The sequence below is a fragment of the Halomonas sp. MCCC 1A13316 genome (assembly GCF_014931605.1).
GTDB lineage: Bacteria > Pseudomonadota > Gammaproteobacteria > Pseudomonadales > Halomonadaceae > Halomonas.
Window position 1 is genome coordinate 2,901,384 of record NZ_CP053382.1, and the last position, 16,239, is coordinate 2,917,622.

Genomic DNA, 16,239 nt, shown 5'->3' on the forward strand with positions numbered 1-16,239 from the left:
CACTTTTTCTCATCATGCAAGCGCATGATCTCTAATTAATTATTTGTATTAGGCATGCATATTGCCAATGGCATGCTTATTGCACCCACCCCTCTTGCAAGTCAGCGTCCGCCAGTCTAGGGTAGAGTCTTTCCGGCAAATGAGCCCTTACCCTCATGGCCATGAAAGCATCCTTGCAATTGCGCGTCGGCACCCAGCTGACCATGACTCCCCAACTGCAGCAGGCCATTGCCCTGCTGCAGCTCTCGACCCTCGATCTTCGCCAGGAGATCCAGCAGGCGCTGGAATCCAACCCTATGCTGGAGCTCGACGACGGCTTCGGCGAGCAGGCCGCCAGCGAAATCCAGAGCGATGATTGGGCCGACGAGATACCCAGTGAGCTTTCCACCGACAGCGACTGGACGGATACCTATCCCGACCATGGTACGAGCTCAGGCAGCGCCACCGGCGAAGGCCCGGATTTCGAGCGCCAGGCCTCGGCGCAGACGCTGACCGGCCATCTGATCTGGCAACTGGCGATGACCGACTTGAGCGACCGTCAGCGTCAGATTGCCGAAAGCCTGATCGATGCCGTCGACGGCACGGGTTACCTGGCCCAGCCCCTCGAAGAGATTCGCGACGGCCTGCGCCGGCAAGGACTAGAAGGCTTGCCCACACGGGAAGTCGAGCAGGTCTTGCTGCGTCTGCAGCAGTTCGAGCCGACCGGCGTGTTCGCTCGCGACCTGCGCGAGTGCCTGATGCTACAGCTGGCTGCGCTGCCTGACGATACACCGCTGCTGCCCCAGACTCGTCGGCTGGTGCGCCAGTTTCTCGAGGCACTGGCCGCTGATGATCGTCGCCTGCTCAAGCGTCGTCTGGGTCTGGACGACAAATCGCTGGACGAGGTCATTGCCCTGGTTCGCTCGCTCGATCCGCGTCCCGGCAGCGCCTATGCCGATGTCGGCAGCAGCTACGTCACGCCGGACCTGGTCGCTTACCACGATGAATCCGGCTGGCGCGTGGAACTCAATGCCGAGGCCCTGCCCCGGCTACGCCTCCAGCCCGACTACGTGGCGCTGGTGCGCCGTGCCGACAAGAGTCAGGACAACCAATTTCTCAAGGATCACCTGCAGGAAGCCCGCTGGCTGATGAAAAGCCTCGCCAGCCGCAACGACACCCTGCTGCGGGTTGGGCGCGAGATCATGGCCCGCCAGATCGACTTTCTCGAACACGGCGAGGAGGGAATGAAACCACTGGTGCTGGCCGACATTGCCCAGGCGGTGGAGATGCACGAATCGACCATTTCGCGGGTGACGACACAGAAGTTCATCCATACGCCCCGCGGCGTTTTCGAACTGAAGTACTTCTTCTCCAGTCATGTCGGCGGCAACGGTGACGGCGACGTCCACTCGAGCACGGCGATCCGCGCCCGTATCCGCAAGCTGATCGCCGAAGAGACGCCGCGCAAGCCGCTCTCCGACAGCCGCTTGGTCGACCTGCTGGCCGCGGATGGCATTCAAGTCGCCCGCCGCACGGTTGCCAAGTACCGTGAAGCTCTGGGAATTCCTTCCTCGAGCGAGCGCAAGCGTTTTCGCTGATGCCTCGAATCAACCTTGATCCCCGACAATCCCGCCGCTCGAGGGGGTATGCAGGGCAGTAAAAAGGGTTACAATCGAGCTACCACCCGAAGGACGAAGGAGCTTGTCATGCAAGTCAACATCACCGGCCATCATGTTGAGCTGACCGATTCACTGCGTGACTATGTGAGCGAGAAGCTGAGCCGCGTCCAGCGACACTATGACAACATTACCAATGTGCAAGTCACGCTCTCGATCGAGAAGGAGCGTCAGCAGGCCGCCTGCACGCTGCATGCCGCCGGCGCCGATCTGCATGCCGAAGCTTCCGATCAGGACATGTACGCCGCAATTGATGCGCTGACCGACAAGCTCGATCGTCAACTGGTTAAACACAAGGAAAAGGCCCAGGCTCGCGCCCAGGGCGCCGGCATTCGCTGAGTTGCCATGACACTGGAAACCATCCTGCCTCCGGAACGCGCTCTGTTCGACGTTCCCGGGGGCAGCAAGAAGAGGGTGCTGGAGTTCTTCAGCACCTTCATTGCGCAGAATACTCCGAGCCTCGACAGTCAGGAGGTCTTCGGCAGACTCGTCGGTCGTGAGAGGTTGGGCAGTACCGGCATCGGCAATGGTGTGGCCATTCCCCATGCCCGTAGCCCGCACTGTCATAACCCCGTAGCGACCTTTCTCAAACTTGCCGAACCCATCGACTTCGACGCCATCGACGGCGAGCCGGTCGATCTGGTGTTCGTGCTTTTGGTACCGGAAGAAGCCGACGATACGCATCTGTCGCTGCTGAGCCAGGTGGCTAGCGTCATGAACGACGCCGAGACGCGGGCGCGACTGCGCAAATGCGCAAGCCAGCGCGAGCTCCATGAGCGTCTCATCGAAGCGATTCGACGACAGTCCTCGGCCTGACACTCACCTCGCCGTTCGGCCAGCCCTGATCAGGAGAACTCTCATGCAGCTTGTGATCATCAGCGGCCGCTCCGGCTCTGGAAAATCGATCGCGCTGCAAGCGCTCGAGGATATCGGCTACTACGCCATCGACAACCTGCCGGCGATGCTGCTCGGGTCCTTGGTTGATGAGCTACGCAACTCGCCCACCATCCAGACCTCGATCGCCGTCAGTATCGACGCGCGCAACCTGCCCCATGCCCTGGAGCGCTTCCCACGCCTGTTGGAAGAGCTGCGTATCAAGCAGGTCGACTGTCAGGTCATCTACCTGACCACCGATGCACGCATCTTGCTCGAACGCTACTCCGCTACCCGGCGTCGCCATCCCCTGACCCGTGGCCGGGACATGACCCTGGGCGAAGCCATCGAGTCGGAAGACGTGACGCTGAGTGACATTCGCAACCTGGCGGACCTGATCATCGACACCTCACGGCTGTCGGTACATGACCTGCGCGGGCGAATCACCGAACAGGTGGCCAGTCATCGCGCGGACCAACTTACCCTGACCGTGGAGTCGTTCGGCTTCAAGGGTGGCGTACCCCTCGACGCCGATATCGTCTTCGACGCACGCTGTCTGCCCAACCCCTACTGGGACCCACGCCTGCGCTCGGCTACCGGCCGAGAACCTAGCATTGTGGCATTCCTTGAACAGTACCCATTGGTACAGCAGATGCTCGACGATATCGTCGCCTGGGTAGAACGCTGGCTTCCCGCCTACCGCGATACACACCGCAGCTATCTGACCGTTGCCATCGGTTGCACCGGTGGCCAGCACCGCTCGGTGTACCTGGCCGAGCGCCTCGCCAAACATCTGGCCCGGCAACAGCCCGACGTGCGCCTGCGCCATCGAGAGCTAGGCATCCACACACCGGTCACCTCCGCCCGTGACGTGACCGAAGAGACGCCCGAACGCAAGGAAACCTGAGCGTGCCCTGCCGCAAGCTGACCCTGACCAACAAACGCGGCCTTCACGCCCGAGCTGCCACCAAGCTGGTGCAGTGCTGCCAGCCTTTTCACGCGCGCGTGTTCGTCAGCCGAGGGCAGCAGCAGGCCGATGCCAGCAACATCATGGCGCTACTGATGCTGGGCGCCCCCTGCGGCACCGAACTCGATGTCAGCGCCGAAGGGGAGGATGCCGAGGCGGTGCTGGAGGCCATCGAGGCACTATTCGAGGCCCGCTTCGAAGAGGATACCTAGGGGAATGGCTGCGCTCGTCCCCGACAACTTGATGGAAAGGCGTAAAGCGTCCATTCAGCTCATGAGCCGGCTACGGTCATCTCGTCGACAAGCCAGCTGCCGGTGTGAATGCTGCCGCGGGTATCGATATCGCTGCCCACGGCCAACAGCCCCTTGAACATCGCCTCCAGATTGCCGGCAATGGTGAACTCCTCCACCGGGTACTGAATCTCGCCGTTCTCGACCCAGAAGCCGGCCGCACCGCGTGAGTAGTCGCCGGTCACGCCATTGACACCCTGTCCCATCAGCTCGGTGACCAGTAAGCCGCGCCCCATGCGCGCGAGCAGTTCCTCGCGTGAGTCGAGCGGTGCCGTGATGCGCAGATTGCGTGCACCGCCGGCGTTAGCGGTGGTCTGCATGCCAAGGCGCCGCGCGCTGTAGGCCGACAGCATATAACTCGCCAGCCGCCCCCCCTCGATGTAGACGTTGTCGCGGGTCTGCACGCCATCGTTATCGAATGGCGAACTGGCCATGGCTCCTCGCTCCATGGGGCGCTCGCCGAGAGTGAACCAGCCAGGAAACAGCGGCTCACCCAGTCGATCGCAGAGGAACGAGGCCTGGCGATAGAGCGAGCCGCCGGCGATGGCACTCATCAGGTGGCCGACGAGGCCGCTGGCCACGGTGGCGTCGAACAGCACCGGCAAGCGACCGGTGGCGGGCCGTCGAGCTCCCAGCCGGCTCAGGGTGCGTTGGGCGGCGCTCCTGCCCACCGCATCGGCGTTCAGCAGGTCCTGCGGGTTGCGCGCGCTGGTATAATCATAATCGCGCTGCATGCCGCCCTCGTCCTCGGCGATCAACATGCAGGAGAGCGAGTGGCGGCTGCCACGCTGACTGCCCAGAAAACCATGGCTGTTGGCGTAGACTCGCACTCCCTCACCGCTGGAGAGCGAAGCTCCTTCCGACTGGCGGATACCGGGCTCACTGCGACCGGCCGCTTCGCAAGCCAGCGCCAATTCGATAGCCTGCTCGGTGGAAAGCGGCCAGGGATGATGCACGTCGAGATCAGGCAGGTCGGTGGCCATCAGCTCGGGATCGGCCAAGCCGGCGGCGGGATCTTCACCGGTATAGAGCGCGATGGCCATGGCCTTCTCCACGACCTCACGGATCGAAGCCTCACCGGCATCGGTGGAAGAAGCGCTGCCCTTGTGACCACGCAGGTAGACCGTCACGGCGATCCCCTGGTCACGGGAGAGTTCGACGGATTCCACCTCGCCCTCACGCACGCTGATACCGGTTCCCTGGTCGACGCTGGCCCCCACCTCACAGGCGTCGGCCCCCAAGTGTTTCGCCAGGGCCAGCGCCTGCTCGGCCCGCGATTCAAGCAGTGCCTGCTGGGCGGCGGCATCGAAAGCCTTGCTCATGTGTCTCTCCTTCACTGACCGACCGCGCCGGCCTCCAACATGTCATTTCCCGTCGCCCGGCGACGGACTGATATACTGCTGTCATTCGAGCCTGATCGCTTCACTGGCCAGGATGACTCTGACCTCTCATCACTTGGACGCGGCATGACCCAGGATACTCCCTCTTCCTTCGACGAACGGCCCAGCAAGTCCCAGCTCAAGCGTGAAATGCATGCGCTGCAGGCACTGGGCGAACAGATCATCGCCATGACGCCTACCGAGCGGGCACGCTTCCCGCTGTCGGAAGACTTGCTCGCAGCCGTCGAGGAAACCTCCCGCATCCGCTCCCACGAAGGGCGCCGGCGCCATATGCAGTATGTCGGCAAACTGATGCGGCGCGAGGACCTCGAAGCGATTCAGGCCGTATTCGACGAAGTCGAGCAGGAAAATCGCCATCGCGACCTCGCCTTTCATCGCCTCGAGAAGTGGCGCGATCGCCTGATCGAAGATGGCGACGGCGCCGTCGAGGCCTTCATCGAGGAGCATCCCGATGTCGATCGCCAGGCGCTGCGTCAGTTGATCCGCAACGCCAAGAGCGAGCGCGAACGCGGCAAACCCCCGGCCAATGCGCGCAAACTGTTCAAGCTGATCCGCGATACGGCGGGGCTGTAAGACTCCCGCCGCTCGTGGCTGAACCGGCGGCAGGCACGTTCGTTCACGACGCAGTGCCGCCGACAGTGAGCTCATCCAGCTTGAGCGTCGGCTGGCCCACGCCCACGGGAACGCCCTGCCCCTCCTTGCCGCAAACGCCGATACCGGTGTCGAGCTCCAGGTCGTGACCGATCATCGACACCCGGCCCATCGCCTCCGGCCCGTTGCCGATCAGGGTCGCCCCCTTGACCGGCGCGGTGATCTTGCCGTCCTCGATCAGGTAGGCTTCGCTTGCCGAGAACACGAACTTGCCCGAGGTGATATCCACCTGGCCACCGCCGAAACTGACCGCGTAGATGCCTCGCTTGACGCTGGCGAGGATGTCCGCCGGATCGTCCTGGCCGGCCAGCATGTAAGTGTTGGTCATGCGCGGCATCGGCATATGTGCGAACGACTCGCGCCGGGCGTTGCCGGTGGGCTGCATGCCCATCATCCGGGCGTTGAGCTTGTCCTGCATGTAGCCGGTGAGAATGCCATCCTCGATCAGCGGCGTGTACTGGCCCGGCGTGCCTTCGTCATCCACACTCATGGAACCGCGCCGATCGGCCAGGGTGGCATCGTCCACCACGGTCACGCCAGGCGCGGCCACCCGCTGCCCCATGCGTCCGGCGAAGGCCGAACTGCCCTTGCGGTTGAAATCGCCTTCAAGGCCATGTCCCACCGCCTCGTGCAGCAGGATGCCGGGCCAGCCTGGCCCGAGCACCACCGGCATCTGGCCGGCCGGGGCGTCGACGGCGTCCAGGTTGACCAAGGCCTGGCGCACGGCTTCCTTGGCAAAACGCTCGGCGACGTTGTCGTCGCGCAGACGTGCCATGGCATAGCGCCCGCCGCCACCGGCACTGCCGCGCTCTCGTCGGCCGTTCTTCACCGCGATAACGCTGACGTTGAAGCGAACCAACGGACGGATGTCGGCCGCCAGGGTGCCGTCGCTGGCGCGCACCAGAACGACTTCGTGCACGCCGGTCAGAGATGCGCTAACCTGGCTGATGCTCGGATCGGCGGCCCGTGCCACGCGGTCGGCCTGCTTGAGCAGGGCGATCTTGTCCTCGGCAGAAAGGCCCGAAAGAGGATCGATCGAGGCATAGCGCGGCGCAGCGTGACTCACGACCCGCGAGCCGACCGGCAGGGTGGCACCGCTACGCACGATGCCCGAAGCCGTGCGTCCCGTCTCGGCCAAGGCGTCGAGGGTAATCTGGTTGGAATAAGCGAAGCCGGTCTTTTCGCCCGCCATGGCACGCACGCCGACGCCACCGTCGATATTGTAGCCGGCCTCCTTGACTTCGCCGTCCTCAAGTACCCAGCTCTCGTGCCAGCTCCTCTGGAAATAGAGATCGGCGTAATCGACGCCGGGCGCCAGCACGTGGCCGAGGCCTGCATCGAGTGCCTCGATATCCAGCCCGCCCGGGTGCAACAGGATTTCGGCGGCAGTATCGAGCAAAAGAGTTGAAGATGTCGTCATTCGGCGGTTTCCAGTGTGATGTCCGGCGAGATCCACGGACCCCGCACGCGATAATGAATTCGAGTGACCTTGTCGATGGCCCTGCCGAAGAGACGGTCGGCAATGAACAGTGCACCACCCACCACGGGCGCCCCGGCGATTACCGCGGCCAACGGCAGGCTGCTGCTGACGGGCACCGTGACCCCCAGGCGCTGATCCAGTTCCCGCCGGACGAGGTCGACAGTGCCGTCCAATGTGAAAGAAGTAGCCGGGCCGTCTATCGTTACCGGGCCATTGGTCTCGAGTACGCCCTCATAAAGGGTAGCAGCCCCACTCACTCGATCGAAAGCCGTGCCCTGGCCGGTCACGTCGGAAAAATCCATGCGCAGGCGGCGTACCAGGTTATCGACGTTGAGCAGACCCACCAACCGCGCCGTAGGCGATTCGAGGTTGGCAAAGCGGCCATCGCGCAGCTCGACCTCGATGCTACCGCGCGAGCGCGCCAGGGCGAATTGCCAGGGCGCCCCCGGCCAGGCCAACTGACTGCGAACACGCGTCTCGCTGCTGCGGATCGAGACCGGCTGGCCGAGTCGTTCCAGCGCAGTGCCCAGATCGCGCCCATCGAGATCGACCCGCGAGCGGGTCAGGCTGTCGCCGGCACCGGCCGACTCCCAGACGATCTCCCCTCGCGCCGAGACCTGCCCCAAGGTCAGCCCCAGAGGGGCCACCCGTAGCTGCTGAGGCCCACCTTCCCAGTGCGCGGTCAGCGGGCCGATCTGACGCCCCTGGTAGAGGATGTCGGCGATTCGCAGTCGCCCATCTGGCAGCTCGGTTAGCCAGTCGGGCAGCGGCGCCGGATCGGGTGGCACATCGAGCTCTTCGAGCAGATTGCCGGCGCCTTCCACCTGGGCCGGCAGCAGGCCATCGAGGGTCAGGCGCTCCAGCGCTATATCCAGCGGATCGGCGAGGGAAGGACGGTAATCGAGCCCCCCTTCGAGCAAATCGCCCTGCAGCCCCACGCGCCAACCGCCACCGGCGTGCGGACGCGCCTCGGCGGACATACCTCCCAAGCAGCTTTCAGGACCAGCGAGACAAGCGGTTTCCACCCGCAACAGGCGTAATAAAGCAGGTCTCTCAATGGACCCCGACGTCCCTCCATCGAGCAGCGGCGCCAACGCCTCACCCCACGCCACCAGATCGAGCCGAGGATGATAGAGCGTTGCTGACCATCCCTCCTCCTCAGGCCACTCGGGAGAGTCGGGCGAGCGCCCCAACCACACTTGACCCTGGCCCAGGTTCGACCACGGCAGGCCTCGCCAGCGCAGACGTGCATCCCCGTCCAGCTCGGCCTCGACCTGCCGCTGGTCGAGATCTGCCGTCAGCCACAGCGGTCGTGCCTCTCCCTCTGCCTTGCCCAGCGGCTCAGGCAGCTCGACGGTCACGCCCTGCAGGTTGCTGTCGAAACGAAAGGTATTGCCCGCCTCATCGAGCGAGAACCGGCCCTGCCAAGGCAGGCGCCCCGAGACTTTGGAACCGAGATCGGCGATCTCGAAATGCTGCAGTATGTTCGCGATCTCGGTAGCGCCGTCGAGTTCAATGTATCCAGCGAGAGTGTCGATATCGGCATTGATCGGCCCGCCGAACAGGCGTGCCTCCAGTTGACCCTCAAGCCCACCCTCATCATCGCGCTGCCGCCACGCAAGCGGGCCGCGAACGTTCACGATAGGCACTTCCAGCGGCAGGTAGGCAAGCTGCTCCATGGCCACCTCGGTGTCGAGATCGAGTCGAAAGTCCTCCTCTTCGCCGAGCTTCGTTGCCAGCTCGATCCGGCCGCCGGCTCCGCCCTCTCCGCGCCAGTCCTCGACCTGCTCCATGCCGTCGACGGGTAGCGCCCGCAGGTAGCGGCGCAGCGCAGCGCCATCGGCAGCCAGGTCTCCGGTCACGCGAAGCACGTCATTCTCGATGACGACCTGCCCATTGCTGCCCTCGACGCCCAGGCTCTCGGCACGGCGCACCTCGGCATCCAGAGTACCGATGCCCGCCCTCAGGCGTCCCTCGATCGACTCGATTACCGGCCACTGCGGATCGAAAGGCAGTCGACCGTCCTCGATTGCCAGATCGAGCTGCAATCGAGGCCCGAGGCCACTGCCGCCACGCCGCAGCGGCAGGTGTAGCTTGAGATCGCCAGATGGCACACGCCCAGCTACCCCCCCGGCCAGCCAGGCATAAAGCTCTTCTCCTATCACGTCGCCGGGCAACCAATCCACCAGCGGCCGTTCCAAGGCATCGACGTTGCGGAAGTTCAGGTCGAGCCCCAGGCCACCATGCACATCGCCGCCAAGCGCCAGGCCGAAACTTCCCGCCACCTCGGCGCCTTGCCAACCCGCCCTGAGCTGGCGCCCGCTGACGAAAGTACGCGGCCCTTCATAGGTCCAGCGCACCTCACCGCTGGCATGCGAGAGTGCCATCGGGGCCTCGTAGAGCTGCGGTATCTTGAACGTCGGCTCACCCACGCCAACGAATTCGACACGCCCCGAAAAGTCCTGTGCCTCGACCCAGGCATCCAGCGGGCCACCTCCCGGCACTTCTTCCCAAGGATCCACCTCGACCTGGTGCACGGCAGCCTGTGCGATCCAATGTCCATTGCGCCGCCCGACTCCGAGCCCAGACACCAGGCCGCGGGGATCGAGGGCATCGATGGTTCGAACCAGGCTCTCGGGAAGCAGGATGCGCTCGCGCCAGGCGGCAAGGGAAGCCAGCTCGAAGCGGCTGGTCGTCAGCCACCAGCCTTCCCCATCGCTGCGAATATGCCAGAAATGTGGCAATGCCGGCTCCTTTTCCTCCTCGAGCTCGCGCGGCTCAGCCCAGTCGGCGGCCGAGGCATCACCCTGCAGCCAGGCTTCCCATCCTTGATCGCTACGCAGCCACTGGCCACGTGCCTTGAACGGTTCCAGCACGATCGGCGCATCGTCACGACGCAGCGCCAGCCGAGGCACGTCGACATCGATCCGCGCATCGGCCAGCTCACCGCGATGCCAGCGCCCCCAGAGGGTGACGTCACCGCTGGCATCCTCCAGGCGCAGGGGGTCGTCGGGGGTGAAGACCTCGACCAGATCGATCAGCGTACCGAGCTTCATTTCGGCCTGAAGCGCGGCGCTGAAGTCACGCAAACCGGCAGGGCCCGGCAAGACCTCCAGGACGGCCTGCAGCGTAGCCTCTTCCTGCCCCTCCAGGTGAACCTCACCCTCCAGGTGCGCTCGCCGTTCGTCACCGGTGAGCAACAAACGCGTTGCCAGCATGTCGACCCGGCGTTTGCGGCCGTGCAGTATCAGCCGAACGTTTTCTACCCAGGCACGCTGCTGCAGCAGCATTCCGACCCAGGAATCGAGCTGTTCGAGATTGAACTCGCCTTCCAACAGTGCGGGGGGAATCCTGGCCGGGTCCGGCCAGTGCCAGCCGCCCTGTTCATCCTGATAGAGGTGAAGCGTGAGCCCCGTCAGGCGCGCATCCTCGACTACCGGCACTCCGCTAAGCAGGCTTGCCGCGCTATCCAGACGCAAGCGAGCATGCTCGACCTCGAGCAGTGGCAAGCCGGCATCTCCTTCGCGGGTAGTAATGGTAAGACCGCCGCCCTCCACGATCGGATCGAGCCGGGCCAGCCTGGCATCGAACTCATCCAGCCGTACTGCCGCCCCCGAGCGCGCCTCGAGCAGACGCTCGACGCGAGGAGCCAACTGGTCGACCTGAGTCAGAGCCAGGCGCAGCGCCAGCAGCAGCACGGCCACCAGCGCCAGCGTTACGGCCAGCAGGGTGAGGACCCAGCGTCCTACCTGACGAAAAGGATGCATCGGCCACTCACATCAGCACGATGTCGTACTGCTCCTGGGAGTAGTGGCCCTCGACCTGAAAGCGAATGGTCTTACCGATGAACGCCTCCAGGTCGGCGACCGCCGCGGACTCCTCGTCGAGCAAGCGATCCACCACCTGCTGAGAGGCCAGCACCATGTAGGTTTCGGCGCTGTAGGCGCGCTCTTCGCGCAGGATCTCACGAAAAATCTCGTAGCATACCGTCTCGGCGGTCTTCAGCGTGCCGCGGCCACCGCAGGTGGGGCACGATTCGCACAGGGTCTGCTCCAAGCTTTCGCGGGTGCGCTTGCGGGTCAACTGCACCAGTCCGAGTTCAGTGACACCGGTGCACTTGGTCTTGGCGTGGTCGCGCTCGAGTGCCTTTTCGAGTACTCGTAGCACCTGACGTTGATGCTCCGTGTCCTCCATGTCGATGAAATCGATGATGATGATGCCACCCAGATTACGCAATCGCAGCTGGCGGGCAATGGCGTTGGCCGCCTCGAGGTTGGTCTTGAAGATGGTTTCCTCAAGGTTGCGATGGCCCACGTAACCACCAGTATTGACATCGATGGTGGTCATTGCCTCGGTAGGATCGATCACCAGGTATCCACCGGACTTCAACTGCACCTTGCGCCCCAGCGCCTTCTGAATCTCGTCCTCGACGCTGTAGAGGTCGAAGATCGGGCGCTCTCCGGGATAGTACTCGATACGTGCCGAGGAATCGGGCATGAACTCCTCGGCGAACTCCAGCAGCTTGACGTAGTTCTCCCGCGAGTCGATGCGCACCTTCTCGATCTCGTCGCGCATCAAGTCGCGCAGGGTGCGGATGAACAGCGGCAGGTCGTCGTAGATCACGCTGGGCGCCGGAGCGGTCACCTTGCGCTCGCTGACCTTGCGCCACAATCGCAAGAGAAAGTGCATGTCGGCGTAGAGCTCGTCCTTGCCCACGTTCTCCGCCGCCGTGCGCACGATGAAACCGCCGGTGATCTCGATCTCCTGCTCGCCCTGACAGAGCTCGAGAAGCTCGCGCAATCGCTCGCGCTCACGCTCGTCCTCGATGCGCTGGGAAACCCCATGATGAGGCGAGTCGGGCATGTAGACCAGATAGCGCGACGGCACCGACAGGTGGGTGGTCAACCGCGCGCCCTTGGAAGCGATGGGATCCTTGGTGACCTGAACCACCAGGGCTTGCCCCTCGTGAAGCAACTGGCCGATGGAAGCCTGCTCCTCCGGCGGAGTGCCGGGCGGCATGACTTCGTGGGCATGGATGAAGGCCGCCCGGTCGAGGCCGATATCGACAAAGGCAGCTTGCATACCGGGGAGCACCCGAACCACGCGGCCCTTGTAGATATTGCCGACAATGCCACGGCGACGCGTACGTTCGATCAGCGCCTCCTGCAGCACGCCGTTCTCCACCACCGCCACGCGGGTTTCCATCGGCGTCAGGTTGATCAGTACTTCGCCGCTCATGCGGAAATCCTTGTCCAGTTTCGTCTCGCCGCATTATGACATAGTGATGCGGCTAGACAGCATTTCCGACTGCATGCCACAGTGGCACGCCCTGTCGCGTCAGCAGCTGCGCCGTCTCGAACAACGGCAACCCGACCACCGCCGAGTGGCTGCCCTCGATTCGTTCGACGAAGACCGCCGCCAGTCCCTGGATGGCATAGCCACCCGCCTTGTCGACGGGCTCACCGGTCGCCCAGTAGGCCGCCATTTCCCTATCGTCTATCCGGCGCATGAAAACCCGCGTGGCCACGCACACGTCGAGCAACCCGGCGGGTCCCGTCACGGCTACGGCGGTGAGCACCTCATGGGCGCGACCCGACAGCATTTGCAGCATGGCGGCGGCTTCGGCCTGATCGGCGGGCTTGCCCAGGATCCGCCCATCGCACACCACGGCGGTATCCGACCCCAGCGTCGGCAGCGTCGTGCGCCGACTTCCTGCCATGGCCTTCTCGCGCGCCAGCCGCAGGACATACGCGTCAGGACGCTCTTCATGGAGAGGCGTTTCGTCGATATCAACCGGTTGCACATCAACCACCACACCGATACCGGCCAGCAGCTCTCGTCGGCGCGGCGAAGACGATGCCAGACACAGCACGGCAGGGCTCGAACTATCGATCATAGCCGGCGCTCCATCAGTCGTTTCGTGCCAGACGGCGCTCGAAGGCCTGAAACATGGTGACCAGCCAGGGCCATAGCACCGCCCCGATCAACGAGGGCAGCAAGAAAGCAAGGTGCATCGAGAAGGGACCGAACAGCGTACGCAACCACTGCTCGACCAGTTGCACCAACCCCAGCAACACCAGTATCAGCAGCGCCTGCTGCACGAGGGAGTAGGTACGAAAGCGTGGATAGACCAGCGCCGAGAGAAAGGCCAGCAATGACAGGGTCAGGGCGTTCTGCCCAAGTGGCGCCCCCTCGATGAGGTCGAGCAGAATGCCGAGCACGAAGCCGTGGAAGACTCCGACTCGATCGGGAGTGGTCATGCACCAGTAGATCAGCATCAGGCCGAGCCAGTCGGGGCGCCAGATCTGCCAGCCTTCGGCCAGGGGCATCACCTGCAGGCATAGCGCCAACAGCAGCGTGAGCCACACCCAGGCAAGAGGCGTTCGAGGTCCGCTCGGCATCAGTCCGATCCCTCCATGTCGGGGGTGATGAGAGCGTCGACCTCGGCCTCTTCGGGCAGTTCGAGATCCCACATTTCGTCGTCGGGAACCGGTGCCGGCTCAGGCGGAAAGATCAATAGAAAATGGCGCGACCGCTGAAGGCGCGCCACGGGCTCGGCCGTCACCCGCGCGAACGGCTGCCCCGGGTCGTGAACCACTTCGGTGACTCTCGCCACCGGGTAGCCTGGTGGAAATCGACCCGCCAGGCCCGAGGTCACCAACAGGTCGCCTTCACGGATATCGGCAGTGTCAGGCACGTGCACGACGCGCAGGGAGTCGTACTGTCCGCTCCCTTGAAGCACGAAACGCAGCCCGTTGCGATTGACCTGGACCGGCAACGCATGGCTTGCATCCGCTAGCATCAGCACCCGGCTGGAGTAGGCCGAAACGGCCGTCACTTGCCCCACCAGGCCCGACGCGTCCAGCACCGGCTGGCCCACGAAGACACCGTTGCGACGTCCACGGTCGATCACCATCTGGTGGGTGAACGGGTCGGAATCCAGAGATAACAGCTCGGCAGTGATGTACTCCGCCTCCGCGCGCTCAGCGGCACCCAGCAGCTCACGCAGGCGCACGTTTTCCGCCGTCAGGCTCGACATGTGCTGTACCCGATGGGACAGATGCAGGATCTGCTCGCGCAGGCGGCGGTTCTCCTCCACCAGGGCACGCTGATCGGAAAGCGCCAGCGAGCCCCAGGCCAGTACGTCGCTAGGCACGGCTACCAGCCACTGGACCGGCGCAACGATGGTGGTGAGCTGTGCGCGCACCTCTTCCATACGGGTGAAACGATGATCGACGAACATTAGAGCAGAAGCAGCCACCGCACATAACAGCATGCGGTAGCCAGGCACAGAACCGTGCGAGAACAGCGGTTTAATAGACGTCCCCCCCCGCACCGGGCGCAGCATGCCAGTTGGCCGCGCCTGTTCATACGTCGGTTCGCACTGGTAACCGGTAGCGCGCCGTCAGTCGCTCGAGAGCAGCTCGAAGGTATGCCGGTCGATCATCTCGAGCGCCTTGCCACCGCCACGTGCGACGCAGGTCAGCGGATCCTCGGCGACGATCACCGGCAGACCGGTTTCCTCGGCAATCAACTTGTCGAGGTCGCGCAGCAAGGCGCCACCACCGGTCAGCACCAGCCCGCGCTCGGCAATATCCGAGGCCAGTTCGGGCGGCGATTGCTCCAGTGCGCTCTTGACCGCGGCCACGATCGAAGAGAGCGTCTCCTGCAGAGCATCGAGTATCTCGTGGGAGTTGAGGGTGAAGCTGCGTGGGATACCCTCGGCCAGATTGCGCCCGCGCACGTCGATCTCGCGCAGCTCGCCACCGGGGTAAGCGCAGCCGATCTCCTCCTTGATGCGCTCGGCGGTGGCTTCGCCGATCAGGCTGCCATAATGGCGGCGCACGTAGGCGGAGATGGCTTCGTCGAAGCGGTCGCCACCGACACGGATCGACTCGGAGTAGACCACACCATTGAGCGAGATGATGGCGATCTCGGTGGTACCGCCACCGATGTCAACCACCATGGAACCCTGGGCATCGTCTACCGGCAGACCAGCACCGATGGCAGCGGCCATGGGTTCCTCTATCAGGAACACCTCTCGGGCGCCAGCGCCCTCGGCGGACTCCTTGATCGCCCGACGCTCGACCTGGGTCGACATGCAGGGCACGCAGACCAGCACCCTCGGGCTCGGCGTAAGGAAAGTGCTCTGATGCACCTTGCGGATGAAGTGCTGCAGCATCTGTTCGGTAACGGTGAAGTCGGCGATCACGCCATCCTTCATCGGACGAATGGCGGTGATGTTGCCCGGCGTCCGGCCCAGCATGCGCTTGGCATCGGCGCCTACTGCGGCCACGCTGCGCATGTTGCCGGACTGGCGGATGGCCACTACCGACGGCTCATCGAGCACGATGCCGCGACCGCGAACATAAATCAGCGTATTGGCCGTACCCAGATCGATGGAAAGATCGCTGGAGAACAGCCCCCTCAAACGTTTGAACATGGACGTCGTTACCTAGTGCAGACCGGGAGCAGTGCGGAGGCAAACGGTATCATCGCGGCCCCCGTGCAGCAAGCGACATGGTGCCGCCATGGGTGCGAGAAGAGTGCCCGCCACGCGTCGGATATGGTACCTTTTCCCGCTGTGCATAACACTCCATTCCGTGCGAGGACACTCAGCTCATGGCGCTTGAACACGCAGACGTGCAGCGGGCCGCCCACCTGGCCCGCCTCGGCCTGACCGACGACGAAGCCGCCCGCTACGTGGACGACCTTGGCCGCATTCTCGAGATGGTCGACTTGCTGCAGGCGCTCGACACCGAGGGGGTCGCGCCGCTGGCCCACCCACTCGACGTTACCCAGCGCCTGCGCGCCGACGAGGTCACCGAGAGCGACCAGCGCAGCCGCTTCCAGCGCTGCGCTCCGGCCGTGGAAGACGGGCTCTACCTGGTCCCCCGCGTCGTCGAATGAGCTTCAACCGGCG

General features: G+C 64.1%; 15 protein-coding genes. 7 read left to right on the forward strand and 8 right to left on the reverse strand.

Annotated features, from left to right (window positions below; translation table 11 throughout):
* Nucleotides 1-155: 155 nt before the first annotated feature.
* The 5 genes from HNO52_RS13410 (at nt 156) to HNO52_RS13430 (ending at nt 3,707) form a co-directional block, all read left to right on the forward strand.
* A complete protein-coding gene (locus HNO52_RS13410; RefSeq protein ID WP_197565780.1) occupies nt 156-1,577 on the forward strand; it encodes an RNA polymerase factor sigma-54 in 1,422 nt (473 codons plus the stop codon).
* Between the two features lie 108 nt (nt 1,578-1,685).
* The gene (gene hpf, locus HNO52_RS13415) at nt 1,686-1,994 is read left to right on the forward strand and encodes a ribosome hibernation-promoting factor, HPF/YfiA family (RefSeq protein WP_197565781.1); all 309 of its coding nucleotides are present in this window, start codon (nt 1,686-1,688) and stop codon (nt 1,992-1,994) included.
* A 6-nt stretch (nt 1,995-2,000) separates the two neighbouring features.
* Nucleotides 2,001-2,471 (forward strand): PTS IIA-like nitrogen regulatory protein PtsN, encoded by a 471-nt coding sequence (gene ptsN / locus HNO52_RS13420; protein WP_197565782.1) that lies wholly within the window; start codon nt 2,001-2,003, stop codon nt 2,469-2,471.
* Between the two features lie 43 nt (nt 2,472-2,514).
* Nucleotides 2,515-3,435, forward strand: coding sequence for an RNase adapter RapZ (gene rapZ, locus HNO52_RS13425; RefSeq protein WP_197565783.1), 921 nt, complete (start codon nt 2,515-2,517; stop codon nt 3,433-3,435).
* A gap of 2 nt (nt 3,436-3,437) precedes the next feature.
* Nucleotides 3,438-3,707, forward strand: coding sequence for an HPr family phosphocarrier protein (locus tag HNO52_RS13430; protein WP_197565784.1), 270 nt, complete (start codon nt 3,438-3,440; stop codon nt 3,705-3,707).
* A gap of 59 nt (nt 3,708-3,766) precedes the next feature.
* Here HNO52_RS13430 and pmbA read toward each other — a convergent pair whose 3' ends face one another.
* Entirely contained in the window at nt 3,767-5,107 is a 1,341-nt protein-coding gene (pmbA, locus tag HNO52_RS13435) for a metalloprotease PmbA (protein ID WP_197565785.1), read from the reverse strand.
* 144 nt (nt 5,108-5,251) lie between these two features.
* Here pmbA and yjgA point away from each other — a divergent pair, with 144 nt between their 5' ends.
* A complete protein-coding gene (gene yjgA / locus HNO52_RS13440; protein WP_197565786.1) occupies nt 5,252-5,758 on the forward strand; it encodes a ribosome biogenesis factor YjgA in 507 nt (168 codons plus the stop codon).
* A gap of 43 nt (nt 5,759-5,801) precedes the next feature.
* On the opposite strand, the gene tldD is transcribed toward yjgA, so the two are convergent.
* The 7 genes from tldD to HNO52_RS13475 form a co-directional block, all read right to left on the reverse strand.
* Entirely contained in the window at nt 5,802-7,256 is a 1,455-nt protein-coding gene (tldD, locus tag HNO52_RS13445) for a metalloprotease TldD (protein ID WP_197565787.1), read from the reverse strand.
* The gene (locus tag HNO52_RS13450; protein ID WP_197565788.1) at nt 7,253-11,083 is read right to left on the reverse strand and encodes a YhdP family phospholipid transporter; all 3,831 of its coding nucleotides are present in this window, start codon (nt 11,081-11,083) and stop codon (nt 7,253-7,255) included. Before HNO52_RS13450 ends, tldD begins: the two co-directional genes overlap by 4 nt.
* 7 nt (nt 11,084-11,090) lie before the next feature.
* Complete coding sequence (gene rng, locus HNO52_RS13455) at nt 11,091-12,554, reverse strand: ribonuclease G (RefSeq protein ID WP_197565789.1); 1,464 nt, start codon at nt 12,552-12,554, stop codon at nt 11,091-11,093.
* 52 nt (nt 12,555-12,606) lie between these two features.
* Nucleotides 12,607-13,212 carry a Maf family protein gene (locus tag HNO52_RS13460; protein WP_197565790.1) on the reverse strand — a complete coding sequence of 202 codons (606 nt, stop codon included), beginning with the start codon at nt 13,210-13,212 and terminating at the stop codon, nt 12,607-12,609.
* A gap of 13 nt (nt 13,213-13,225) precedes the next feature.
* Nucleotides 13,226-13,717, reverse strand: a complete 492-nt coding sequence (mreD, locus tag HNO52_RS13465) for a rod shape-determining protein MreD (protein WP_197565791.1) — start codon at nt 13,715-13,717, stop codon at nt 13,226-13,228.
* Complete coding sequence (gene mreC, locus HNO52_RS13470) at nt 13,717-14,592, reverse strand: rod shape-determining protein MreC (RefSeq protein WP_232090298.1); 876 nt, start codon at nt 14,590-14,592, stop codon at nt 13,717-13,719. Before mreC ends, mreD begins: the two co-directional genes overlap by 1 nt.
* Before the next feature lie 129 nt (nt 14,593-14,721).
* Entirely contained in the window at nt 14,722-15,759 is a 1,038-nt protein-coding gene (locus HNO52_RS13475; protein ID WP_104201758.1) for a rod shape-determining protein, read from the reverse strand.
* 179 nt (nt 15,760-15,938) lie between these two features.
* Here HNO52_RS13475 and gatC point away from each other — a divergent pair, with 179 nt between their 5' ends.
* Complete coding sequence (gene gatC / locus HNO52_RS13480) at nt 15,939-16,226, forward strand: Asp-tRNA(Asn)/Glu-tRNA(Gln) amidotransferase subunit GatC (protein ID WP_197565793.1); 288 nt, start codon at nt 15,939-15,941, stop codon at nt 16,224-16,226.
* Nucleotides 16,227-16,239 lie beyond the last annotated feature (13 nt).

What these genes read in the sequence shown, in the direction of transcription:
- HNO52_RS13410 (WP_197565780.1), top strand. Translation starts at nt 156, where the DNA reads ATGGCCATGAAAGCATCCTTGCAATTGCGCGTCGGCACCCAGCTGACC.
- hpf (WP_197565781.1), top strand. Translation starts at nt 1,686, where the DNA reads ATGCAAGTCAACATCACCGGCCATCATGTTGAGCTGACCGATTCACTG.
- ptsN (WP_197565782.1), top strand. Translation starts at nt 2,001, where the DNA reads ATGACACTGGAAACCATCCTGCCTCCGGAACGCGCTCTGTTCGACGTT.
- rapZ (WP_197565783.1), top strand. Translation starts at nt 2,515, where the DNA reads ATGCAGCTTGTGATCATCAGCGGCCGCTCCGGCTCTGGAAAATCGATC.
- pmbA (WP_197565785.1), bottom strand. Translation starts at nt 5,107, where the DNA reads ATGAGCAAGGCTTTCGATGCCGCCGCCCAGCAGGCACTGCTTGAATCG.
- yjgA (WP_197565786.1), top strand. Translation starts at nt 5,252, where the DNA reads ATGACCCAGGATACTCCCTCTTCCTTCGACGAACGGCCCAGCAAGTCC.
- tldD (WP_197565787.1), bottom strand. Translation starts at nt 7,256, where the DNA reads ATGACGACATCTTCAACTCTTTTGCTCGATACTGCCGCCGAAATCCTG.
- HNO52_RS13450 (WP_197565788.1), bottom strand. Translation starts at nt 11,083, where the DNA reads ATGCATCCTTTTCGTCAGGTAGGACGCTGGGTCCTCACCCTGCTGGCC.
- rng (WP_197565789.1), bottom strand. Translation starts at nt 12,554, where the DNA reads ATGAGCGGCGAAGTACTGATCAACCTGACGCCGATGGAAACCCGCGTG.
- HNO52_RS13460 (WP_197565790.1), bottom strand. Translation starts at nt 13,212, where the DNA reads ATGATCGATAGTTCGAGCCCTGCCGTGCTGTGTCTGGCATCGTCTTCG.
- mreD (WP_197565791.1), bottom strand. Translation starts at nt 13,717, where the DNA reads ATGCCGAGCGGACCTCGAACGCCTCTTGCCTGGGTGTGGCTCACGCTG.
- mreC (WP_232090298.1), bottom strand. Translation starts at nt 14,592, where the DNA reads ATGCTGTTATGTGCGGTGGCTGCTTCTGCTCTAATGTTCGTCGATCAT.
- HNO52_RS13475 (WP_104201758.1), bottom strand. Translation starts at nt 15,759, where the DNA reads ATGTTCAAACGTTTGAGGGGGCTGTTCTCCAGCGATCTTTCCATCGAT.
- gatC (WP_197565793.1), top strand. Translation starts at nt 15,939, where the DNA reads ATGGCGCTTGAACACGCAGACGTGCAGCGGGCCGCCCACCTGGCCCGC.